Origin of the sequence: Halomonas sp. HNIBRBA4712, from assembly GCF_043558675.1 — a bacterium.
In the GTDB taxonomy this organism is placed as follows: Bacteria; Pseudomonadota; Gammaproteobacteria; order Pseudomonadales; family Halomonadaceae; genus Vreelandella.
The window spans coordinates 147,522-168,350 of record NZ_JBIFXR010000003.1 but is presented as its reverse complement, the minus strand read 5'-3'; the positions used below and the strand labels follow the sequence as shown (position 1 = coordinate 168,350).

Sequence of the window (20,829 nt, the reverse complement as noted above, 5' to 3'; positions counted from 1 at the left end):
GATCAGAAGTCGACGTTGAGAGACATGAAGTAGGCGCGGCCCGGCTCGTTGTAGGTCGCCGCGCCGGCACCGTTGCTGTTGCTTTCGCGGAACAAGCGTTCGTCGAAGAGGTTCTCCACACCGGCACCGATGCGCACATCCTCGGTCACGTAGTACTGGGCGTTCAGACCCCACACGCTGTAGGGGCTGCGCGTGTCGAGCGCGTCGCCGGTCTGGGGGGTTCCGCTGATGCTGCGCGTCGCCGGTTCCTGCTTGCCGTACCAGGTGCCCGAAAGCAGTACCGAGAGATCCGGCGTGATCCACCAGTCAAGCGAGGTGTTCAGCGTGTACTCGGGAATGATCGACAGCGGCTGTCCGGTATCCTTGTTTTCGTTCTCTATCATGTAGGTGAAGTTGTTGTTCCAGCTCAGGGTGCTGCCGTTGTGGCCAATGAGCGGCACGCGCAGGTTACCCTCGAAGCCGCTAACCACCGCCTTGGAGGCATTCTCCCACTGGAAGATACCGCCGTTGTCGGCCACCGTACGGCCCACCTCGTCGAGACCCGCCTGAATGCGGTCGTCGTAGTCGTTGTGGAAGTAGGTCAGCGAGGCCTGGTAGCCGTTGTCCGCCCACTCGATGCCGAGCTCCTTGTTCAGGCTGGTTTCGGCGTCAAGATCGCTGTTGCCCTGAACGTAGCAGCCGCCACCGCTATTGCCGGTGTAATTGAACGGGCAGCCAAAGCCGCGGGTGTAGTAGAGGTAGTTGTCGTTGGACTGATAAAGGTTCGGCGCCTTGAAGGCCTGGGCGATGCCGCCCTTTAGGGTCACGGTATCGGTGGCGAAGAACTGGGTGTTGAAGCTCGGGCTTGCGTGGGTGCCGAACTGGCTATGGTGATCCACGCGCAGGCCCGGCGTTACCACCCAGCGCTCGCCCAGGTAGATGTTGTCCTCGGCGAACAGAGCATAGGTCTGGTCGTCCGCCTTGCCATCCTGATTGTTCGGATCGAGCCCGGGCACGGCCGCGCCCCAGCTTCTTGCGCCCTCGACGGAGTAGGGGTCTTCCAGACGGTTGTTGCGGTGCTCGAAGCCCAGCGTCCAGACGTGGGTATTGCCCGCCATTTCGGTGGGCATGTTCACTTCGCCGTCGAAAGTGTAGTTGCGAAGCCGTGACACCGACCCCTCGGCCTCGGTGTTGATGCTGCCTTCCACGCCCCCCGCCAGTCCTTCGTTCAAGCGCCAGTTGTTGGTGCCTTCGAAGCCCAGGGTCACGCGCGAGGTGTTGCCTTCGCCCCAGTTGCCGCGGTGGGTCAGCGAGGCGGTGTTGCGGTACAGCCGGTTGGTTTCGGCGCCGTCTCCGGCAAGCTCGGTGAGAAGGTCGCTGCCGCTTGTGCTGACCGCCCGGTCGCCCGCGTAAATGTTGCCTTGGCGGCTGGTGCCCGCCTCGAGCTCGATCACGTTGGCGTCGTTGACGTCCCAGCGCAAGAGGCCGTTGATGTCGCGGTTGCGCACGCCTTCGCGCCCGGCTGGCGGTGTGGCGTCGGGGTCGCTGGCGAAATCCCGGTTGACCGCCAGCGAGTCGGCGTCGGTGGTACTGACGTTGCCGTACAGGCGGAAGGAGAAATCATCGACGAGAGGGCCGCTGAGCACGAACCCGGCGCGGCGATTTTCACCCTCGTTACTATCCTCAGGCAGGCGCCCGTAAACGCTTACGGAGCCACCCAAAGTATCGGAAGGCGCCTTGGTGATGATATTGACCACACCGCCCGAGGCACCGGAGCCGTAGCGCGCCGCCGCCGGGCCGCGCAGCACCTCGATGCGCTCGACGGCATTGGCGGGCACCCAGTTGGTGTCGCCGCGGGTGTTGCGCTCGCCGCTTCGGCCCATGCGGATGGCGTTACGCGATTGCACCGGGCGGCCGTCGATCAGGATCAGGGTGTTTTCCGGACCCATGCCGCGCAGATCGATCTGGCGGTTGTTGCCGTACTGGCCGGAAGCGCTGTTGCCGGTCAGGTTGACGCCGGGCATGCGGCGAATGATCTCGGAGAGGTCGTTACCCGGTGGGCGACGCTCGATCTGCTCTTCGGTAATGGTGGAGGAGCCCAGGGCCTGGGTCGCAATGGCTTCCGCCGTCACGTAGAGCGTCTCGCTCTCCACGTCCTGAGTTTGTTGGGCGGCCAGCGCACCGGAGAAGGCCAGTGACGTGGCAGCCGCCAGGGTACGCAGCGGGAAAAGCGCGGGGGACAAGCGAAGCATGGGGGTGGGCTCCGAGAGCAAGGCATTTTGTGAAATGGAACTTTTCGGCAATTCGCGAATACTAAAATAAATGATAATCGTTTTCAATAATTATTGGTTTTAAAAAAGAGGTCATTCGAACGCCTGAATCGATGGCGTATAATCCCGGGTTTTCGTCGGATGAGGCCTTACCGTGTCCCTGAAATTTGACTGGTCACGCTTTGACCAACTTGACCTTCACACCTTTCACGAGATCGTGCGCGCCCGGGAAGCGGTATTCGTGGTCGAGCAGGCCTGCGCTTATCAGGAGGTGGATGGCCTCGACCCGCTGGCTTGGCATTTGCGCGCCACTGTCGAGGGTAAGCTTGCGGCCTACGTACGTGTGATCGGGCCGGGAGACAAGTTCGCCGAGCCCTCGGTCGGTCGGGTCATGACCGTGAGTACGTATCGCGGGCGCGCGTTCGGCCGTACCCTGATGGTCGAGGCGATCCGCTTTACCGAGGAGCGCTACCCGGGCCACGGCATTCGCATCGGCGCCCAGGCGCACCTCGAAGGGTTTTACGCCTCGCTCGGCTTTGAAACCGTAAGCGAACCCTTTGATGAAGACGGCATCCCGCATATCGAGATGGTCAAATCCGGGTCGTGATCAGCGGCGCCGTGTTCCCCTCCCGGCCCAGGGCGCTTATACCGCGCCGGGATTCAGGTTAGAGTCGCCTGATCGACAAAGGACGGTGTCATGGAAGATCAACTCGACGCGCTGCTTGCCCCGCTGATTGCAAGACGCACGCGTGCCCGACGGCCCCCACTGCCAAACGCCCGTGAGGTTTCACGCCCAGATCGACTCTGAAGGCGAGGCGAACCTGGACTGGTGAGCGGTCGGGCTCATCTATCTTTTTTACTGCGAGCAGCACCCGCAAACCTTCGAGTTCGTGCGGCAGAACACCTGAGCCGCGATCACGTTTCAAAACAAGGAGTACCCCATGATCAGCGGCCGCGCGCTTCACTACTTCGACACCGTGGCGCGGTGTCGTTCGTTACGCCAGGCGGCGGCCAAGCTGCATATCGCGCCCACGGCGATCAGCCGCCAAATCGACCTGTTGGAGCATCAGATGGGCGCGCCGCTTCTGGAGCGCGGCCCCAACGGCATCAGCCTGACCGCTGCCGGAGAGCTGCTCGCCGCTCAGGCCCAGCACACCTTGCGCGACCTGGAGCGCGTTCAGGAGCATATCGCCGATCTCAAGGGCCTGCGTACCGGCCGGGTACGTCTGCAGGTGGCCGAAGGCGTGGTGGTGGGGCTGCTGGCCCCGGCGCTCGCCGACATGGGGCAGCGCTACCCACGGCTGAATTTTGATATCGGCATCGCCAGCGCCGGGCAGGTGGTGGAAGGCCTGCGCTTGGGGACTGCGGATATCGGCCTCTCGTTTTTCATGCCGCGCCACGAAGATATCTTGATCCTGGAAAGCGCCCGACTGGAGCACCATGCGGTGATGGCGCCGGAGCATCCGCTGGCCGCTTTGGGCGAAGTGACGCTTGAGCGCTTGGCGGAGCACCGCATCATCTTGCCGGGTGAAGCCTTCGGGGCACGTCAGGCTTTCGAACGCAGCGCTCACCGAGCGGGTATCAAGCTCATGCCCACCTTCGATACCGCCTCTCTCGAGACCCAGAAGGCGCTGGCCTTGAACGGGGCTGGCGTGCTGGTTTTGCCGCCCATGGCGGTGGCTCGGGAGTGCCGCCAGGGCGAGCTTACAAGCGTTCCCCTCGCGCCAGACGAACTCGAACCCGCGCGCATGGATCTGTGCGTTTTTCGCCACCGTACGCGCAGTTTTGCAGTTGAGGCATGCCTGTCGCTGCTGGCCAAGGCGCTGCAGGCTCACGACAGCGAGTCGTGACAGCGCCGTGCGTTGATCTCTGTCGTTGAAGGTGCACACAAAAAGTGGACACGCCGTCGTTCAAATTGAAATAGTATAGTGTGCTGACTCACGCCATTCTGGACGCGTCGATAACAACGCAAAGGACGACGGCATGTTCGAGCTTCATCAATTGACGGCCACTCAACTGCTGGATGGCTACCGGAACAAGACATTCTCTCCCGACGAGGTGGCCAAGGACCTGGTGGCTCATATCGAGCGGTACGAAGGCCAGATCAACGCGCTGTACGCCTATTCGCCGGAGCGCTTTCTGGGCGCCGCCAAGGCCTCCACCGCCCGCTGGTCGAAAGGCGAGAGCCTGGGGGCGCTCGACGGCATCCCGATTACGCTTAAGGAGCTGGTGGCCACTCAGGGTCAGCCGGTTCCGGTGGGGACGGGGCTGGGCGACCAGAGCCTGGCGGCGGCTGACGCGCCGCCTGCCGCGCGCCTGAGTGAGGCCAACGCGGTGCTGCTTGGCAAGACTACCTGCCCGGATTTTGGCATGCTCTCGTCAGGGCTTTCATCGTTTCACGGGCTGACCCGCAACCCCTGGAACCTCGAGTGTAACACTGGCGGGTCGAGCTCCGGCGCCGGGGCAGCGGCGGCGGCTGGCTTCGGGCCGGTGCATATCGGCACCGACATCGGCGGCTCGGTACGCCTGCCCGCCGCCTGGTGCGGCGTGGTCGGTTTCAAGCCGACCCTCGGGCGCATTCCGATCGACCCCTATTACGTCGGTCGCTGCGCCGGGCCCATGGTGCGCTGTGTCGAGGATGCGGCGCTGGTCATGCCGAGCCTGAGCCGAACCGACCGGCGAGATGCCATGCGCCTGCCGCCGGAGACGATCGACTGGCAGGACCTCGCGCTCGATCTGAGCGGTTTACGTATCGGGCTGATGCTCGATGCTGGCTGTGGGTTGCCGTTGGCGCAGGAGATCGAGGCAGCGGTGGTTGCCGCCGCCCAGGCACTGGAAGCATGCGGCGCCAAGCTCGTTCCAGTGGCCCCGGTGTTGACTCGAGAGATGCTCGACGGGCTGGATCGGTTCTGGCAGGCGCGCCAGCAGACCGAGCTCGAGAAGCTTTCCGCTGAGGAGCGCGCCCAAGTGCTGCCTGCCATTACCGAGTGGGCCAGTGCCGCCAAGGCCTCGAGTGCCCAAGACGTGGTGAACGGCTTCCAGCAGACCATGGCGATGCGCCGGGCGAGCGAGGCCGTGTTCGACCATGTCGATTTCGTGATCTCGCCCACCACACCCAACGTTGCCTTCCCCGCCGAGTGGGCGTCGCCCACCGACGATCCTCGCCGGCCATTCGAGCACATTGCCTACACCGTGCCCTGGAACATGGGCGAGCAGCCGGCGATTTCGCTCAATGCCGGCTATAGCCGCGAGGGAATGCCCATCGGCGTTCAACTGATCGGGCCGCGCTTCAATGACCACGGAGTGCTCAAGCTGGCTTACCAGCTACAGAGCTGCCTTGCGCTTCCCCCGCAATGGCCTTCACTGCTCACCCATCCTGCGTGACTCTCGATAACAATATGCCTACTACCACTTCAAAGGGAATTACCATGCGTCAACGTTTCGTTCTCCCCACCTCCCGCGCAGGGTGGGGGCTGCTTGCCGCCTTCGTTGGCCTGGTACTGGCCGGTACCTGGCCGGTGATCGGGCTGTTCAACCGCGTAGTTCTACTGTTCGGCCTGCCGCTGATGATCGTCTGGAGCTACGTGATCATCTTCGCCTGCGTCGCCGTGATGCTGATCGGCAATCGCATTGTCGAGGGGGATGGTCATGAATAGCGCCTGGCCGCTCGTCATTACGCTCGGGTATATCGCCAGCGCGATGATCATTGGCCTGAAGGCCCGGGCCGGGCACCGTATGGAGTCGCTGGAGCAGTGGGGCGTGGCCGGTCGCAGTATGGGGCCGGTGACGCTGTATCTACTGATCGCCGCCGGTAGCGTGAGCGCCTACACCTTCATGGGGGCGCCGGGCTGGGCCTACTCCAAGGGCATTGCGGTGTTCTACGTGGCGGTGTATCTCGCCTATCTGGCGCTGGTGGCCTGGTATTTCGGCCCCAAAGTGTGGCAGTTCGGCGAGCAGTTCGGTCATGTGACCCAGGCAAGCGCCATCGCCGACCGATACCAGAGCCCGGCGCTCGGGGGGCTTTCTGCGCTGGTCATGGCGGTGGGCTCGGTCGCCGTGGCGGTGCTGCAGACCGTGGGCTCCGCCTATATCCTGTTCGTGATGAGTGGCGGGATGATTCCCGTGTGGCTCGGGGTGATCATCGTGCTTACCTGCATCGCGGTGTATCTCTACGTGAGCGGCCAGCGCGCGATCGGGCGCACCAACGCCTTCCAGGGGGCGCTAATGCTGGTGGTCGCTTGGTCGGTAGGGCTTTGGGCGCTGCACAGCGCCACCGGCGGGCTCGATGTGGCCGCGCTGTTCGAGCGACTCCAGGCGGAGAACCCAGAGTTTTTGACCCTGCCCGGTGCCAAGGGCGACATGAGTTTCAGCTTCTGGACCACCTCGATCATCGTGTCGATGTTCTCGTTCATGCCGCCGGTGTGGACCCAGTGGATGTGCGCGTCCTCGGCGCGCACCATTCGGCGCAGCGCCACCTGGCTGCCCACGTATTATGTGGTGATCCTGCCCATGGTGGTGGTCGGTTTCATCGGCATCTTTTCGCTGCCGGAGTTGGCTCGCGCCGACACCGTAGTGCTGGAGTACGCCATGGCGAATTTGCCGGTGGTGCTGGTGGGGCTTCTGGGCGCAGGGACGCTCGCCGCCTCGATGTCGTCGAGCGAGCCGTTCATTCACTCGGTGGCACTCTCGATCACCAAGGACGTGCTGCAGCCGCTGTTCAAGCTTTCCGATGCGTTCACCGCCAAACTCGCCCGCTGGCTGCTGCTGCCGGTGATGGCGCTGATCGTCGCGCCGCTGGCGATTGCCGAGCCGGGGAGCCTGGTGATGATTCTGCTGGTAGGGCTGGGCTTTGCCTCCCAGGTGCTGCCAGCGTTCATCGGCATGTTCTTCTGGCCGCGGGCCTCCACACTGGGTGTGATGGCGGGGATTCTATCGGGTTTCGTGGTCACCGTGGCGTTCACCACGGTGTGGTCGCATCCGTTGGGCATTCACGCCGGCTTCTGGGGCTTGATGCTCAATCTGCCGGTGTTCGTTCTGGTCTCGCTCGTCACCCCGGCGGTGGAGGCGAGCGTGGTCGAGCGCTTTTTCCGCATCGCGGCGCCGCGCGGGTTCCGGCGCGCCGGGGCGCTGTCGCTCGAGGTAGCTGACTCACAGCGTTCATGAAACGCGGCTATGCTGGGGCTTGCACTCATCAACGAAGGCAGCGCCATGAGCCACGAACGGGTCGGAAGAGACCGCCCTCAGCAGGTCATCGAGTCGATCTACAGCGTCAATGAAACGCTTTCGGCGGCGCATCGCCAGGCGAAATTCGCTCGTATGGCGGCGTCGCCGCGACGCTTTTTCGACGCCTCGGATCATCTTTACTGGCAGGACGCCTGGCATGACTGGCGCCTCGCGCTTTTCGGCGGCTGGCCGCAAACCCGCACCTGGCTTCACGGCGATGCGCGGGTGGGGAGCTTCGCCGCCGTGGGCTATCCTCAGCATCCGCCTCACTACACCCTGACATCGCTGGATCACGCGCTGATCGGCGATTACCAGCTCGATCTATGGCGGCTGGCCACGAGCCTGACGCTGGACGCACGCGAAAACGCCGGGCTTTCCGACAAGGGGATCGACCGGGCGCTGGAAGCGCTGGCCCGAGGCTATCTCGAGGCTCTAAAGGCTCACCGCGACGGCCAGCCCGCTCGGGCGGGTGCGCTTGAAAGCGCGAAGGGCCCGCTCAAGGCGTTTCTGCGCAAAGTGGCGGACAAGCAGCACCCGGGGCGGGCACTCGCGAAGTGGACCGAGCTCGACGAGCACCAGAACCGGCGTTTCGTGACGGGGTCGCAGAAGCTCGCCAACCTGCCTGCGGACGTCGCCAGCCGGCTCAAGCGAATCATCGAAAACGACTACCCGCAGACGCTCAAGACCCCGGCAAGGCAGGGCGATGCCCACCACTTTAGGGGCAAGGACACCGCGCGCAGGCTTGATGAGGCGGGGCTCGAGCACTATTACGTGCTGCTCGAGGGCGGCCACGAAGACGAGCACGATAACGTCATCCTCGAGGTCAAGGAGCAGCGCCCGCCCCAGGCGTTTCATCTTCTGAGCAGGGCGGACCAGCAGGTTTGGCGCAAGCTCTTTCTTAACGAGGGGCTTCGCCACGCCGCCGCCGCGCACGCGCTTTCATCACATTTTGATGCCTACCTTGGCTGGATCACGCTCAATGAGCGCATTCTGGCGGTTCGCCAGCTGCCCGGCTTTCAAAAACGCCTGCCCACCCACAAGATCAAGGGCGCCAAGGCGTATTGCAAACTCGCGCAGCAGTGGGGCGCCATGCTGGCGGATCTTCACGTGCAGGGGGCCACGGCGCTGAACCGCGGTGAAGCCGGGTTTGCCGAGGCAGTATGTGAGCGCGCCGCCAGAGACGAGGCGGCGTTCATCGAAAGCGTGGCGGCGTTTGCCCGTGGCTATGCCGCCTGCGTCGCGCAGGATTACCGGCTGTTCGCCGAGCATTTCATGGCTGGCGAACCACTGGGCACGGGCTCTTCTGCTGATGTAGCGCGGCGTATCGCGTCTTGAAGCGACACCGAGCCCTGCGCTCGGTGCCTGGCGTTTGGCGTGAGGTGAAAAACCGTTATTGGCCTGCTGCACCCCCCACGACGCCGCTTTGGAAAGCGCTGTGGCGCGCGCTTCTTGAAGCGCCCTCGCGCAGGTGGCTGGCTACGGTGTCTTCCGGCGAGCCTGCCATTTCGCGGAACATGCCCATCGAGCCCAAAAGCGCCGAGGACTCGTAGGGCACGAACACTCGCTCGCCGTCCTTGGCCATGTTGGGCAGTACCTTGATGTAGCTTTGCCCCAGCAAATAACCCACCACGGTGCGCTTGTTTTCCTCGCTTTCGCCGATGGCGTTGAGTACCAGCTTGATCGACTCCTGCTCGCCCTGGGCGCGCAGAATCGCTGACTCCTTGTCGCCCTGGGCGTTGAGGATGGCGGATTCTCGCTGGCCCTGGGCCATGGCGATCGCCGCGGATTTCTCGCCTTCGGCCTCGGTCACCGTGGCCCGGCGCTTACGCTCGGCGGCCATCTGCAGGCGCATGGCGGACTCCACCTCTTCGGGCATGGCGATATCCTGCACCTCGACGCGAGAGATCTTCACCCCCCACTTGGAGGCGGGCTCCTCCATCGCCGCCTGGATTTCGTTGTTCACCTCGGCGCGGGACTCGAACAGCTTGTCGAGCTCCATCTTGCCGACCACCGAGCGCAGCGTGGTCTTGGCCAGTACCTCGACGGCCTGGCTCATGTTTTCCACTTCGTACACCGCTCGCTTGGGGTCGATGATCTGGAAGTAGAGCGCGCCGTTGATGCGCACGGTGACGTTGTCGGTGGTCACCACCGGCTGGCCGGGAAAATCCATCACCGTTTCGCGGCGGTCGATGCGGATCTCATCGGTAGTGATCGCCTGGTACTCGTCGCCGAGCTTGCGATAGCGCAGCATGGTGATGGCGCGCGGCTGCTCGATGAACGGGATGATGACGTTGATGCCGCTTTCGAGCACGCGGTTGAACGAGCCGAGCCGCTCGACCACCATCACTTCGGATTGGCGCACGATGACCAGCCCCTTGACGATGATGGTGATACCGATGATGAGAACGATCAGGCTGATCAACAGGCCAGGGCTAATGGGTAGATCCATCTTCAGGGCTCCTTCTTGTGAGCGTTGTCGTGGTGGGTCGGGTCGGGGGGAGGAGTGAGCACGACCAGCGCGGTAGTGCCCTCGAATCGCTTGAAAATGACCTCGGTGCCCGGGGGTAACGCGGTGTCACCGCTTTCCAGCACGCGCAGGCGGTAGAAGTCGCCGTTGACCTTGATCCCCGTGGCGCCGTCATAATCGCGCTCTAACGTGGTATAACGATTGCCTTTCTCCACCCCGGTACCGGTGGTGCCGTAGGCCACGCCGCGCGGTGAAAAACGCGGGCGAATGTAGCGGATACCCAGCGGCACCAGCACGCCGGAGAAAATACCCATGCAGAGCAGCTGCCAGGGCACTCCCAGGCCGAGCGCGGTCACCAGCGCCGTCAGCGCCGCGGCGATGCCCAGCGCCAACAGCAGCATGGCGCCGGAGGTGAGCTCGGCCAGGCTCAAGAGCAGCGCCAGCACGAGCCAGCTATAGGCGGGGTTCCACTCCATGGGCTTACTCCTGGGGGTTGAAGATCCGTGATTGAAAATCAGAACTCGAAGGGGGGCGTGAGAGCCGTGCCCGCCGTCGAGCTGACATTTACGAGCTAACTCGGTTTCGGGGTGGTCATTCTCGTAGCATACCGGCAATCGGCGCCAGGCGTCACGGTACTTGTCGGCGCGGCCATCGGTGGCGCGGACACGGACAGCACAAAAAGAGTACCATCCCCCGGCTATCGGAATCGGTTCAGGAGAGGCGCGCGTGACGGGAGTGGTTTACTGGCTGGACATGGCCGGGGTAATCGTATTTGCCCTTTCCGGGGTGATACTGGCGTGTCGCTCGCGCATGGACCCGTTCGGCATGCTGGTGCTGGCTGCGGTGACCGGCATCGGCGGCGGCACGCTGCGCGATCTGGTGCTGGGTATCCGGCCGGTGTTCTGGGTCAGCGACCCGGCCTACCTTTGGGTGATTCTGCTGACCGTGGGCGTGTCGCTTTTGGGGTTTCACTACATTCACCGGCTCTCGCGCCGCTTTCTACCGGTGGCGGACGCCTTCGGGCTTGCGCTTTTTACCGTGATCGGCACCCACAAGGCGCTGATACTGGGGCACGCCGGCGTGGTGGCGGTGCTGATGGGCATCATGACCGGGGTCGCCGGCGGGATGTTGCGCGACGTGCTCGCCCAGCGGGTGCCGATGGTGCTGCGCGAAGAGATATACGCTACCGCCGCCATGGCCGGTGGCATCGTCTATGCCGCGCTCTACGCTTTCAGCGCGCCGCTCGGCGTCGCCATCGGCGCTTCGCTGTGCACGACCCTGGGGCTTCGCCTGGCCGCCATCCGCTGGCACCTGGCGCTGCCGCAGTTCGCCTGGGTGAGCGTGGCACCGCCGGAAAGCGATGCCGAGCCCGGCGCGCTCTCCACGCCTGAAAAAGCCAAGGAGCGGGTGCGCATGATTCGCCGCGAGCGCCCGCGCCGCCGGCGCTAATCGTTTTACCAGCGCGGCGCCCGGGTCGCGCGCCAGCCGTCGAACCAGCGTCTGGGCTGTAAAAGGTGCAGGCTCGGCTCGCCGTCAATCAGCTCGACCCCCAGCCCCAGCGCCCCCAGGCGGGCATAGAGTGCGCCGCTTACGCCCTGTTCACCGAGCGTAATATCCGATAAAAGCGAAAGCGGCCCGCCGCCCAGTGCTAAATCATGCAGGTGAATGCGCTCGCCGCTGATCGCTACATTGGCCCGCCCTTCGATGCCATGTACGCTCAGAAGCCGCCCCAGCCATTCGTTGCTCCGAGCGCGGGCCAGAAACAGCCGCGCCAGAAGCCCCGTGTCGCGCATGCTCAAGCGCAGCGAGCTCGACAGTTCGATCGGCTCGGCCCAGGTGAGCGCGGCATCGACCAGCTCCAGGCGCACCCACCAGCCCGCATCCTGAGCGCCCTGGTCGCTCAAACGAAAGACGTTCTCGAGCGTGAGCCTGGAGTCGCGGGCGCGAAAACGCCGGGTTTGCCAGTCGCCCTCGTCGAGGGCCAGGTGGAGCGTGAGATCGCCGCGCAGGCGCTGCTTTAGAAGGGCAAGCTCGGTGCGAAAGGCGCGCAGCGTCACCTCGCCCTCGGCGCGGTAGCCGTCAAGGCGCCATTCACTTTCAAGGCTCGCCTGGCCGCCCAGTAGTTCAAGCCCCTCGGTATCCGGCAGGTAGTCGTTGTAGCGAGCGATATCCGGTACCTCGACGATGGGCAGTTGGATGCGCGTGGTGAACTGCTCCGGCGAAGGCGTTTCGCGCACGTCGCGAAAGTGCGCTGTCTGGGTGGTGAGCGCCAGGTGGCGCCCGGCCAGCGCCGGGCGCTCGCCGCCCTGGCGGGTCAGCTCGAAGCGAGGAATGGCCAGCGTTAGCGAGGCGTCGTCGCGACTCGAAAGCTCGGCGCGAAGCTCGCCGCGCCCAAAAGCGGTGTAGTCGAGAAAGTGCGCCTCAAGGTTATTGGCATCCACCCGCAGCCGGGTCGGGGGGAGCAGGTCGCTACCGCTGAACGCCGTTTCCAGAAAGAGTTCGCCGCTGCCGTCGACGGCCAAGCCCGGCCCCGCGGGAAGAAAGGCGTTGAGAAAACCAAGGCGCTGCACCTCGCCTTCCAGGCGAACCTGGCCGCCGAGTTCACCGTCCCGGCGCTGAAACCGCCCCAGGCGCAGTACCAGCTCGCTTTCGAGCGCCTCGGTCGAGGCCGTGGCGCTGGCCACCTGCCAGCGAAGCCGGGAGCCACTGAGGTCAAACGCCGAGCCGTCGAGCGCGGCGTCTTGAAGGGAGAGCGTCAGGCGGGCGTCGCTCTCGAGACGGCGCGGCTGATCGTCACCCGGCAGGCGCGTGCCCCAGCGCTCGCCAACGAGCGACAGCTCGCCCTGGAGCCGGTTATCGGCAAGCGAAAGCTGCCCCTGGCTGCGCGCCTGGCCGCTTTCGAGCTCGAGCGCCTGCGGGCTCGGCAGCGCCGCCGCGAGATACGGCGAAAGGGCGGCAATATCCGGCATCGTGGCGTTCTGCCAGGTCAGGCGCGCGCTGATCTCATCAAGTGTCGGCGCCTCGAGCGGGCTTTCCAGCGCCAGGGTAATGTCGGCGTCGGCCAGCAGCGTACGGTCCTGGTGGGTCAGCGTGGCACTGCTGAGTGAAAGCGAGGACTCGACCAGGGCACCGGGCTCGTTCGAGGCGCGCAGCACGCCGTTTCCACGGGCGGTGAACGCGTTGTAAGTGGCGCTGAGCCCGTCGGCCTCGACGTCGAGCGCGGCGCGGTAAAGCGCGGCGTCCTGGATTTCGGCGCGGGCGCTGATCCGCCCCTGGCCCTCGAAGGCCAGCGGCGCCGGGGCGGCGGGACTGGCGTAGCGGTCGAGCATGTCCAGGCGCCTTACCCGGCCCTCCAGCGCTATCTCGGCGCCGCGCGGCGGCGCCAATTGATCAAGGCGCTGGTTGGCCGTGGTCGCGGTGGCCGTGAACGAGGCCTGGTCGGCGTAGGGCGTCTGGTCGGCGAGTACCACGTCCTCGAGCGCGGCGCGAAAGTTCAGCGCGTCGTCGTCCACGTTCAAACGCACCAGGCCACTGCCCGTCGCGCTATGCTCGGCCAGCGCCTCGGGCTGGGGCGTTCGTAGAAGTGTCGCGGTGTCGAGCCCCAGGCGCAGCGCCGGGGCGCGAAGCGCCACCTCGCTTTCATGGGTCAGCACGCCGCGCTCGATGCCGAGTGCCACCGTGAGCGCCCCGTTTCCCGCCAGGCTGACGCCGGGCAGCGCTTCGAGATAGGGCATGAATACATCCCAGGCGTCCGCCCGGGCCGAGGCATCGAGCTTGGCCGTGAGCGCGTCGAGCAGCGCTTCGGCAAGCATTGCCGGCTCTTGCGCCGAGGTGGCGGTGGGTGCGAGCGTGGCCCGGGCGTCGAGGCGTACGTCGCGGGCAAGCGTGGCGCTATCCCTCAAGCGCGTCAGCTGGCCGTTGGCCACGGCCAGTGTCAGCTCGCCGGCCGAGAGTGTGTCGCCGCTGAAGGCGGTATCGACAAGCCTGAGCGTACCCTCGGCGGTCAGCGCGACATCGCCCACGCGAAAGCGGCGAATGCCTTCGGCATCGAGGGCGTGAATGTGCAGCTTTCCAGTTAAAAGCGAAAGCAGCGAGAGCGAAAGCGTGGCGCGCTCGGCGCTGATGCTGACAGGGAGCGTCGGGTCCTGGCGGGTCAGCGTCAGGCCTTCGACCTCCCAGCGGCCGGGGTGGCGGGAGCTTGCGCGCTGCCACTGCACCTCGACGCCTTCGATTTGAGAGAGCCGGTCGGCCGCCCACTGGCTGTTGAGCAGCAGCGAACTCGAAAGCCACCACAGCATCGAAAGCATAATAGCGGCGATCAAAACGATCGAAAGGGCGAGCAGCGAATGACGAACCACGCGCGTTTTCGAAGACGTAGAGCGTTTGATAATGGCTCCTTTTGGCGCATGTTTTATGGCATTATGCGCGACAAGGGACTGATATGGGTTTTCGACTTCAACGCTAGGCAGGCAGCAAAGCCATGTTCAAGGATTTTTACACGCAGCGCGGAGACCATGTGGTGATCTCCGCCGAGCAGGCCAGCCGTTTCGCCAAAGGCGTCGCCGGTGACTACAACCCCATCCACAATCCGGATGCGCGGCGCTTCTGCGTGCCCGGCGATCTGCTGTTCACCCTGGTGTTGGCCAGGTTCGGTCTGTCGCGCCATATGGAGTTTCGCTTTACCAATATGGTAGCGGCGGACACGCCGCTCACGTTCAGCGAGAGCGAAGACGGCAAGATCCACGTGGGCGATGACAGCGGCAAGTGCTACCTGCATGTCACCCGCCAGGGCGATACCACGTTCGACCCGCACGTGATCGAAAATTTCGCGCGCTGCTACGTGGCGTTTTCAGGCAAGAACTTCCCGCACTACCTGAAGCCGCTCATGGAGGAGCACGGGGTGATGTTCAACCCCAAGCGCCCGCTGGTGATCTACGACAGCATGGGTTTTTCGCTGACCAGGCTTGACGGCTTTACACCGAACCTGGCGCTGACCGACTCCTCGCTCGACGTTCAGGGCAAGCGCGCCGAAGCGCTTCTGGAGTTCGCCATCGAATCGGCGGGAGAGCCGGTCGGGGTGGGCTCGAAAAAGCTCGTAGTCAGCGGGCTGTGTGACTACGACGACCTGCAGATGGCGGCGATCGTCGACGAGTTCTACCGCTTGAAGGCGGCTTACGAAGCCGCCTGACCCAGTCTGAGCACGTCGTCAGCCAGCCATGATCGACGTGCGTGGCGCAATACGACAAGCGCCTGTCAGGAAAAGGGCATGTCGCCATGCCCGTTTTTCGATCAAGTGGAGCTCTCGGTGATCGTCAAGGCGACGGTCGTCACCCGGTCGCCCAAAAGCCCCTCCACGCTCAGCGTAATGTTCCCCAGAGACAGCGTATCGCCTGCCTTGAGCGGCGTCGAAAGGCGTTCGTGCAGTAACCGATCAAGCGTTATCTCCTCGCTTTCGGACGTGCGAATGCCGTAGGAGTCGCGCAGATCGACGAGTCGCGTGCTGCCCTTGAGCCGCAGTGGCTTGTCGGGAAATTCCGTGTCGGATCCTTCCGGCGCGTCGGAAAATACGCGGTCGATGAAAGGGCGCGTCTCGGGGCGCAGTACCACGAAGAGATGATCTCCCGCTTTCAACTCGGTGGAGCCGCGCGGCGGTATCACCGTGGGGCCGCGCGTGATCATCGCGACCACGGTCGTTTCCGGTAGCGCCAGCTGCGAAAGACGTCGCCCCTCGGCTCGAGGCTGCTCGCTGAGGCGGTACTCGACGATATCCGCATCGACCTCTTCAAGCGCGGTGATCTCCAGGCTAGCCGCGGGCTGAGCCGGCGGCGGCTCGGTCAACTTCAATTTACGCGCCACCATCGGCAGCGTCGTGCCCTGAATGGAGGCGGAGATCAGCACTACGAAGAACACGACGTTGAAGATCAGCGGCGCGCTTTCGAGCCCGAAGATCAAGGGGAAAATGGCCAGAATGATCGGCACCGAGCCCCGCAGGCCCACCCAGGAAACCAGGCTCGTTTCACGAGCGTTGAAGCCGAACAGCTTCGAAATCGGAATCACCGCCAGCGGGCGGGCCACGAGAATCAAAACCGCCGCGATCAAAAGCCCTTGCCACCATACCTCGAGTAGCGAGGGCGGGTTGATCAAGAGACCCAGCACGACGAACATGGCGATCTGACTCAGCCAGGCCAGACCATCGTGAAACAGGAAGATGCTGCGCTGAAAGGCGATCCGGCGGTTACCGATCACCACACCGGTCAGGAAAATGGCAAGAAAGCCGCTGCCCCCGAGGTTGGCCGCGATACCGAACGATAGAAAGCCGCAGGCGGCGACCATGACAGGATAGAGCCCGGAGGCCACCAGGTGGATCCGGTTGATCAGCTTGACCGATGCCCAGCCTATCCCCAGCCCCACCAAAGCGCCCACGCCCATCTGCGTCACGAACAGCTGCAACAGCCCAAGGCCCGGCGGCATGTCGTTTACCATCACTTCCAGAAGGCCGACGGTCAAAAAAATCGCCATGGGATCGTTGGAGGCGCTTTCGATCTCCAGGGTCGATTTCAGGCGCTTGTTGATGTGGATGTTGGCGTTGCGTAACAGCGAGAATACCGCAGCGGCATCGGTGGAGCCCACGATGGCACCGAGCAGCAGCCCTTCCAGAAGCGAGAGCCCTAGAATGTAGGTGGCCGCCACGCCGGTGATCACGGCGGTGACGAGAACGCCCAGGGTCGCGAGTAGCGATGCGGGTTTCCATACGGCCTTGATCGAGGCCGCCGGCGTTTGTAGACCGCCGTCGAAAAGAATGACGGCGAGCGCCATGGTGCCGAGCGCGTGGGCCCAAATCGGGTTGTCGAAGGCGATACCGCCGATACCGCTCTCGCCGGTCAACATACCGATCGCCAAAAAGAGCACCAGTACCGGCAGGCCCAGGCGTGCGGAAAGCTTGCTCGAGAGAATGCCCACCAATATCAAAACGGCGGCAAGTAAAATCAACTTGTCGATTAAAAACATGAAATGTCCTTTCAGGCATGACGCAATTAACGACCGGCCGGCCCTGGCGATCGCGAAGAGGGATCAAGGGTTACGTCAATGAGCGAGAGGGGGGCGCGCGATAAGCGGGTAGCTGGTAGTTACCGCGGGAGCGAATGACGAGCGCGGCGGCGAGAAAGCGCTCGCACGATGCCAAACGCCGGGTCAGGCGATCGGCGCTGGAGGCGATGTCCAGGGTATAAAACGGCGGCGACTGCGAAGCAAGCCCCTGGTCGGTTTCCGAGTCGCCATCGAAGGACGCTGCCATCGGCGCGCGAAGACGTAAACGCTCGGGCAGGTATGCGTAGCCCCGCGTCTCCTTTTGAACCTTGGCGTCGTGACCGACCGTTTTGGCCTGGAGAGTTCCCTGCGGGTGTGGGTGGCCGAACACCCCGAATAACAGGACGATAAGAACGCATAAACGCGGCCACCGCGTGAAGCGATGCGCGGCGATGCGGCGGTGATAGGAAGGCATAAAGGGCATGACGACGTCCTGTGCGGTCGCTCTATCTTCCTGCCCGAGGCGCGATTTCGTCAAGTCACCCTGCAGTGGCATCGTGTCACGCAGCACCGGGCGAAGCGACGGGTATCACGTCGACCTCGACTTCCAGGTGGTGGCTGCCGCCGCCGTTCATGACGCCCTTGAGCGGGGCCACATCGAAGTAGTCTCGCCCCCAGGCGAGTACCGGATGGCGTTCGCCGGCCAGCGCCCCGTTGGTCGGGTCGAGCGCCAGCCACCCCCACTCCGGCACCCAAAGCGCAAGCCAGGCGTGGGAGGCGTCGGCCCCTACCAGCCGCGGCTTGCCCGGTGGCGGCTCGGTCTCCAGATAGCCACTCACGTAGCGCGCCGAGAGCCCGATCGAGCGCAGCGCGCCGATCATCAGGTGGGCGAAGTCCTGACAAACGCCTCGGCGATTGGTCAATACATCGGAAAGTGGCGTGGCCAACGTGGTAAACCCCTGATCATACTCGAAGTGCTCGAAAACGTAGGCGTTGAGCGCCAGGGCGGCCTCGACGAGCGGTCGCTTCGGGGTAAAGCAAAGCCTTGCGAACTCGGCAAGCTCGGCGCTACGGCGCACGAAAGGGGAGTCCAGCCGGTAGAGCTGGGTTTCGAAGCGCGAATCGGCCTCGAGCAACGCCGCGACCTGCTCCCAGGCCGGCGAGTGCGCGGGCAGCGCGGCCATGCCCCAGGTATGGATCGGGGTCGTCACCGTCACGTCGAGCATCCGATGCAGCTCTTCCATGGCGAAGTAGAGCACCCGGTTGCCGAACACGTCGCGCCGTTCGGCCTGATAATGTGGGAGCGGCGTGATGGAAAGCTTCGAGGCGCCGCACTGCTGGTGCTGCGTCTTGCGCGGCAGCACGCGGGTCTCGCTGTGACAAAGCGTGACCGGCGCGCTGTAGTGATAGCGCGTAGTGTGGCGAAGCGTGTACTTCACGGCGCGGGCTCCATGCTGACCATGAGACTTGCCCGCTCGACATGGCTGAAATGGCTATGGCTGATCGCATCGGACAGCGCATTGAGCGGTGTCAAAAGCGCATCGAGCAGCTGGCCGAACGCTTGCTGGGCCTCCTGAGTGTCGTTGACCCGGCTTAGCCGGTCGATGTCGGCCAGATGGAGCGCCGCGTTGGCCTGAATCAGGAGTCGACGCTCGGCGTTGCGGTAGGGCGTGGCCGTGCCCGGCAAGCGCTCGACCTGTTGGTTGAGCCGTTTGAGCATATAGCCGACCGAGCGCGGGTTGGTTTCATCGAACAAAAGCAGATCGATGATCGCCGCCGGGTGCAGCTCGCTGCGGTAGCGCCGCCGATAAGCGGTGAAGTTGTCGGTCGTGGCGAGCACCACTTCCCATAGCGCCGGCTGACGTGCGGGCCGGGCGTTGACGATCAGCTTCAAAAGCGTCAACAGCCCCAGCGCGCGATCCAGAAAGCGACCTATATCCATGAAACGCCAGCCGTAGTGGTGTGGCATGGTTTCGTTACAAAGCCCGAAAAAGCCGGCGAGCCGGGTGAAGATGCCTTCACAGGCGCGCCGCGCGCCACCGGTTTCAAGGCGTGGCGTGAGCGACTCGAACTGATGGCGAAGCTGTTGAACCACGCGCCAGGAGTCGTCGCCCAGATGATCGCGCACGCTACGCGCATTGTAGAGAAGCTGGGAGAAAAGCGGCGCCAGGGCGCGCGGGTCGCTGCTATCGAACTGGGCGAGAAGCGCGGCCTGCTTGGGCTGAAAGCCGGTGAGCGGCGCCGTGCTGGCGGGTGCGGGCTTCTCGCGTAAATCGAGCGCCAGCAAGAGCTCGTCCAGCACCTGGTCGGCGATGTCGTCCTGGTCGTACTCCATGAGCCGCATCAGCGCTTCGCGCAAGAGCCTGGCCCGGTTGTCCAGCCGCTCGCCGTAGCGGCCCAACCAGAAAAGGCTTTCCGCTACGCGGCTGGGCAGGTCTTCGCTGTCGCGAGTGACCACGACCGGGCCACGCGCCTGCTTGAGCTGGCTGGTATGGGGCTGCGCGCTGGTGGCGGTCACCCATACATCCTTCATCACCGGGCTTTCGAGCGAGGGCGAGCCCGGTGCTCCCAGCCAGCCAAGCCCGCCGGGCATCACCTGATAATCCTCGCTGGTGCCCTTGGGCGCGGCAATGCTTTTTGGTGTGCGGCTCACGAAACAGCGCAAGTTGAAAGCCGCCGGGCTCAACGCGGTCAGCGTCTCGTCGAAGGTAGGCAGCGTCGCGGGCAGCGTTTGAGGCGTGGCGGCAGGCAGCAAAAGCGCCTCACCCAGCAGGTGCTCGCAAAGAGCGGGCAGGTAATCGGACAGCGCCGCGCTTTCGAGCACTCCCACGCCCAACGCATTGGAAAGCGCCACTCCCTGGGTGCGCACGGCCTGTAGCAACCCCGCCACCCCGATGGCGGAGTCGCCCTTGAGCTCCATCGGGTCGCAAAAGGCGTCCGGACATTGACGCAGCACCACATCGACGGGCTTCAGGCCTCCCAGCGTGCGCAACCACAGCTGGCTTTCGCGCACCACCAGATCCTGGCCCTGGACCAGCGCGATGTTGAGGTAGTTGGCCAGATACGCGTGTTCGAAGTAGCGCGGATCCTGCGGCCCCGGGGTCAACAGCACCACGGTGGGGTCGTCCCGGTGCTGATAAGCCAGCACCGTCAGCGTGCGGTGGTGGGTGTCGAGAAAGCTCGCCAAGCGCTTGAGCGGCGCGTTGCGATACATTTGTGGCAGCGCGCGCGCCATGAGAATGCGGTTTTCCAGCGCAAGCCCCGTGCCCGAAGGCGCCTGGAGCCGGTCGCCGACCACTCGCCAGCGCCCTTCGCTGTCGAGAATGACATCGACCCCGTGATAGCTGATCGGGACGCGATCGGTGGGCTGCGCGCCGTGGCAGGGGAGTAAAAAATCCGCAGACGCGAGCATCGCCTGGGTCGGTAGAAGGCCCGCCTCGAACAGATGGCGCGGACCGTAGATGTCGCTATAGAGCGCGTTGAACAGGCGGCTGCGCTGCAAAAGCCCCGCCTCGAGAGTATGCCACTGAGGCTGGTCGATCACCCAGGGCAGCGGGTCGAGCCGCCAGGGCCGCCCCTGGCGCTCTTCGTGCATGTTGAAGATCACGCCGTTTTCGGCCAAAAGCCCTTTGATATCGTCGTGCTGGCGAAAGCGTTCCTGTTCGCTCTGGGCATCCAGACAGGCAAGCAGCGCCGGCCAACCCGGGCGCAGCTTGCCAAAGCGGTCGACCATGGCGTCGAACCGTGCGGGCATTTTATTGCCTAGCTGCTCGAGGTAGCCTTCGATAAGTCCGGGGGAGGCGGTCGAAGGCGCAACAGAGGCGGTCATACGGCGTTTCCTGACAATCGTAAAAGTGACGCTTT

At 64.2% G+C, this 20,829-nt stretch carries 16 protein-coding genes; 8 read left to right on the top strand and 8 right to left on the bottom strand.

The window, feature by feature from the left end; genetic code table 11:
• Positions 1-2: 2 nt before the first annotated feature.
• Positions 3-2,231, bottom strand: a complete 2,229-nt coding sequence (locus ACGK9R_RS08015) for a TonB-dependent siderophore receptor (RefSeq protein WP_394580037.1) — start codon at positions 2,229-2,231, stop codon at positions 3-5.
• Between the two features lie 172 nt (positions 2,232-2,403).
• Between ACGK9R_RS08015 and ACGK9R_RS08010 the strand changes: the two genes are divergently transcribed.
• The 6 genes from ACGK9R_RS08010 to ACGK9R_RS07985 all read left to right on the top strand — a co-directional run bounded on the left by ACGK9R_RS08010 (position 2,404) and on the right by ACGK9R_RS07985 (position 8,807).
• Entirely contained in the window at positions 2,404-2,856 is a 453-nt protein-coding gene (locus tag ACGK9R_RS08010; protein ID WP_394580035.1) for a GNAT family N-acetyltransferase, read from the top strand.
• Between the two features lie 334 nt (positions 2,857-3,190).
• Positions 3,191-4,099 carry a LysR family transcriptional regulator gene (locus ACGK9R_RS08005; protein ID WP_394580033.1) on the top strand — a complete coding sequence of 303 codons (909 nt, stop codon included), beginning with the start codon at positions 3,191-3,193 and terminating at the stop codon, positions 4,097-4,099.
• A 133-nt stretch (positions 4,100-4,232) separates the two neighbouring features.
• Entirely contained in the window at positions 4,233-5,633 is a 1,401-nt protein-coding gene (locus ACGK9R_RS08000) for an amidase (RefSeq protein WP_394580032.1), read from the top strand.
• A 44-nt stretch (positions 5,634-5,677) separates the two neighbouring features.
• Positions 5,678-5,905, top strand: coding sequence for a hypothetical protein (locus ACGK9R_RS07995; RefSeq protein ID WP_394580030.1), 228 nt, complete (start codon positions 5,678-5,680; stop codon positions 5,903-5,905).
• Entirely contained in the window at positions 5,898-7,412 is a 1,515-nt protein-coding gene (locus ACGK9R_RS07990; RefSeq protein ID WP_394580028.1) for a sodium:solute symporter, read from the top strand. The genes ACGK9R_RS07995 and ACGK9R_RS07990 overlap by 8 nt, the downstream gene beginning before the upstream one ends.
• A gap of 9 nt (positions 7,413-7,421) precedes the next feature.
• On the top strand, positions 7,422-8,807 hold the full coding sequence (locus ACGK9R_RS07985) for a DUF2252 family protein (protein WP_394580027.1): 1,386 nt from the start codon (positions 7,422-7,424) through the stop codon (positions 8,805-8,807).
• Between the two features lie 55 nt (positions 8,808-8,862).
• On the opposite strand, the gene ACGK9R_RS07980 is transcribed toward ACGK9R_RS07985, so the two are convergent.
• Positions 8,863-9,921: an SPFH domain-containing protein gene (locus tag ACGK9R_RS07980; protein WP_394580025.1), complete on the bottom strand. Its 1,059-nt coding sequence runs from the start codon at positions 9,919-9,921 to the stop codon at positions 8,863-8,865.
• Positions 9,922-9,923: 2 nt separating this feature from the next.
• Positions 9,924-10,415 carry an NfeD family protein gene (locus ACGK9R_RS07975; RefSeq protein WP_394580023.1) on the bottom strand — a complete coding sequence of 164 codons (492 nt, stop codon included), beginning with the start codon at positions 10,413-10,415 and terminating at the stop codon, positions 9,924-9,926.
• A gap of 250 nt (positions 10,416-10,665) precedes the next feature.
• Here ACGK9R_RS07975 and ACGK9R_RS07970 point away from each other — a divergent pair, with 250 nt between their 5' ends.
• Positions 10,666-11,388, top strand: a complete 723-nt coding sequence (locus ACGK9R_RS07970) for a trimeric intracellular cation channel family protein (protein WP_394580021.1) — start codon at positions 10,666-10,668, stop codon at positions 11,386-11,388.
• Between the two features lie 5 nt (positions 11,389-11,393).
• On the opposite strand, the gene ACGK9R_RS07965 is transcribed toward ACGK9R_RS07970, so the two are convergent.
• The gene (locus ACGK9R_RS07965) at positions 11,394-14,297 is read right to left on the bottom strand and encodes a hypothetical protein (protein WP_394580019.1); all 2,904 of its coding nucleotides are present in this window, start codon (positions 14,295-14,297) and stop codon (positions 11,394-11,396) included.
• A gap of 122 nt (positions 14,298-14,419) precedes the next feature.
• Here ACGK9R_RS07965 and ACGK9R_RS07960 point away from each other — a divergent pair, with 122 nt between their 5' ends.
• A complete protein-coding gene (locus tag ACGK9R_RS07960) occupies positions 14,420-15,127 on the top strand; it encodes a DUF3581 family protein (RefSeq protein WP_394580018.1) in 708 nt (235 codons plus the stop codon).
• A 101-nt stretch (positions 15,128-15,228) separates the two neighbouring features.
• On the opposite strand, the gene ACGK9R_RS07955 is transcribed toward ACGK9R_RS07960, so the two are convergent.
• From ACGK9R_RS07955 to ACGK9R_RS07940, 4 genes are all read right to left on the bottom strand, one after another.
• Complete coding sequence (locus ACGK9R_RS07955; protein WP_394580016.1) at positions 15,229-16,947, bottom strand: potassium/proton antiporter; 1,719 nt, start codon at positions 16,945-16,947, stop codon at positions 15,229-15,231.
• A gap of 70 nt (positions 16,948-17,017) precedes the next feature.
• Entirely contained in the window at positions 17,018-17,449 is a 432-nt protein-coding gene (locus ACGK9R_RS07950; protein ID WP_394580014.1) for a hypothetical protein, read from the bottom strand.
• Between the two features lie 76 nt (positions 17,450-17,525).
• Positions 17,526-18,404 (bottom strand): transglutaminase N-terminal domain-containing protein, encoded by an 879-nt coding sequence (locus ACGK9R_RS07945; RefSeq protein WP_394580012.1) that lies wholly within the window; start codon positions 18,402-18,404, stop codon positions 17,526-17,528.
• A complete protein-coding gene (locus tag ACGK9R_RS07940) occupies positions 18,401-20,794 on the bottom strand; it encodes a circularly permuted type 2 ATP-grasp protein (protein ID WP_394580010.1) in 2,394 nt (797 codons plus the stop codon). The genes ACGK9R_RS07945 and ACGK9R_RS07940 overlap by 4 nt, the downstream gene beginning before the upstream one ends.
• Between the last annotated feature and the right edge of the window lie 35 nt (positions 20,795-20,829).

What these genes read in the sequence shown, in the direction of transcription:
- ACGK9R_RS08015 (WP_394580037.1), bottom strand. Translation starts at nt 2,231, where the DNA reads ATGCTTCGCTTGTCCCCCGCGCTTTTCCCGCTGCGTACCCTGGCGGCT.
- ACGK9R_RS08005 (WP_394580033.1), top strand. Translation starts at nt 3,191, where the DNA reads ATGATCAGCGGCCGCGCGCTTCACTACTTCGACACCGTGGCGCGGTGT.
- ACGK9R_RS08000 (WP_394580032.1), top strand. Translation starts at nt 4,233, where the DNA reads ATGTTCGAGCTTCATCAATTGACGGCCACTCAACTGCTGGATGGCTAC.
- ACGK9R_RS07995 (WP_394580030.1), top strand. Translation starts at nt 5,678, where the DNA reads ATGCGTCAACGTTTCGTTCTCCCCACCTCCCGCGCAGGGTGGGGGCTG.
- ACGK9R_RS07990 (WP_394580028.1), top strand. Translation starts at nt 5,898, where the DNA reads ATGAATAGCGCCTGGCCGCTCGTCATTACGCTCGGGTATATCGCCAGC.
- ACGK9R_RS07985 (WP_394580027.1), top strand. Translation starts at nt 7,422, where the DNA reads ATGCTGGGGCTTGCACTCATCAACGAAGGCAGCGCCATGAGCCACGAA.
- ACGK9R_RS07980 (WP_394580025.1), bottom strand. Translation starts at nt 9,921, where the DNA reads ATGGATCTACCCATTAGCCCTGGCCTGTTGATCAGCCTGATCGTTCTC.
- ACGK9R_RS07975 (WP_394580023.1), bottom strand. Translation starts at nt 10,415, where the DNA reads ATGGAGTGGAACCCCGCCTATAGCTGGCTCGTGCTGGCGCTGCTCTTG.
- ACGK9R_RS07960 (WP_394580018.1), top strand. Translation starts at nt 14,420, where the DNA reads ATGTTCAAGGATTTTTACACGCAGCGCGGAGACCATGTGGTGATCTCC.
- ACGK9R_RS07955 (WP_394580016.1), bottom strand. Translation starts at nt 16,947, where the DNA reads ATGTTTTTAATCGACAAGTTGATTTTACTTGCCGCCGTTTTGATATTG.
- ACGK9R_RS07950 (WP_394580014.1), bottom strand. Translation starts at nt 17,449, where the DNA reads ATGCCCTTTATGCCTTCCTATCACCGCCGCATCGCCGCGCATCGCTTC.
- ACGK9R_RS07940 (WP_394580010.1), bottom strand. Translation starts at nt 20,794, where the DNA reads ATGACCGCCTCTGTTGCGCCTTCGACCGCCTCCCCCGGACTTATCGAA.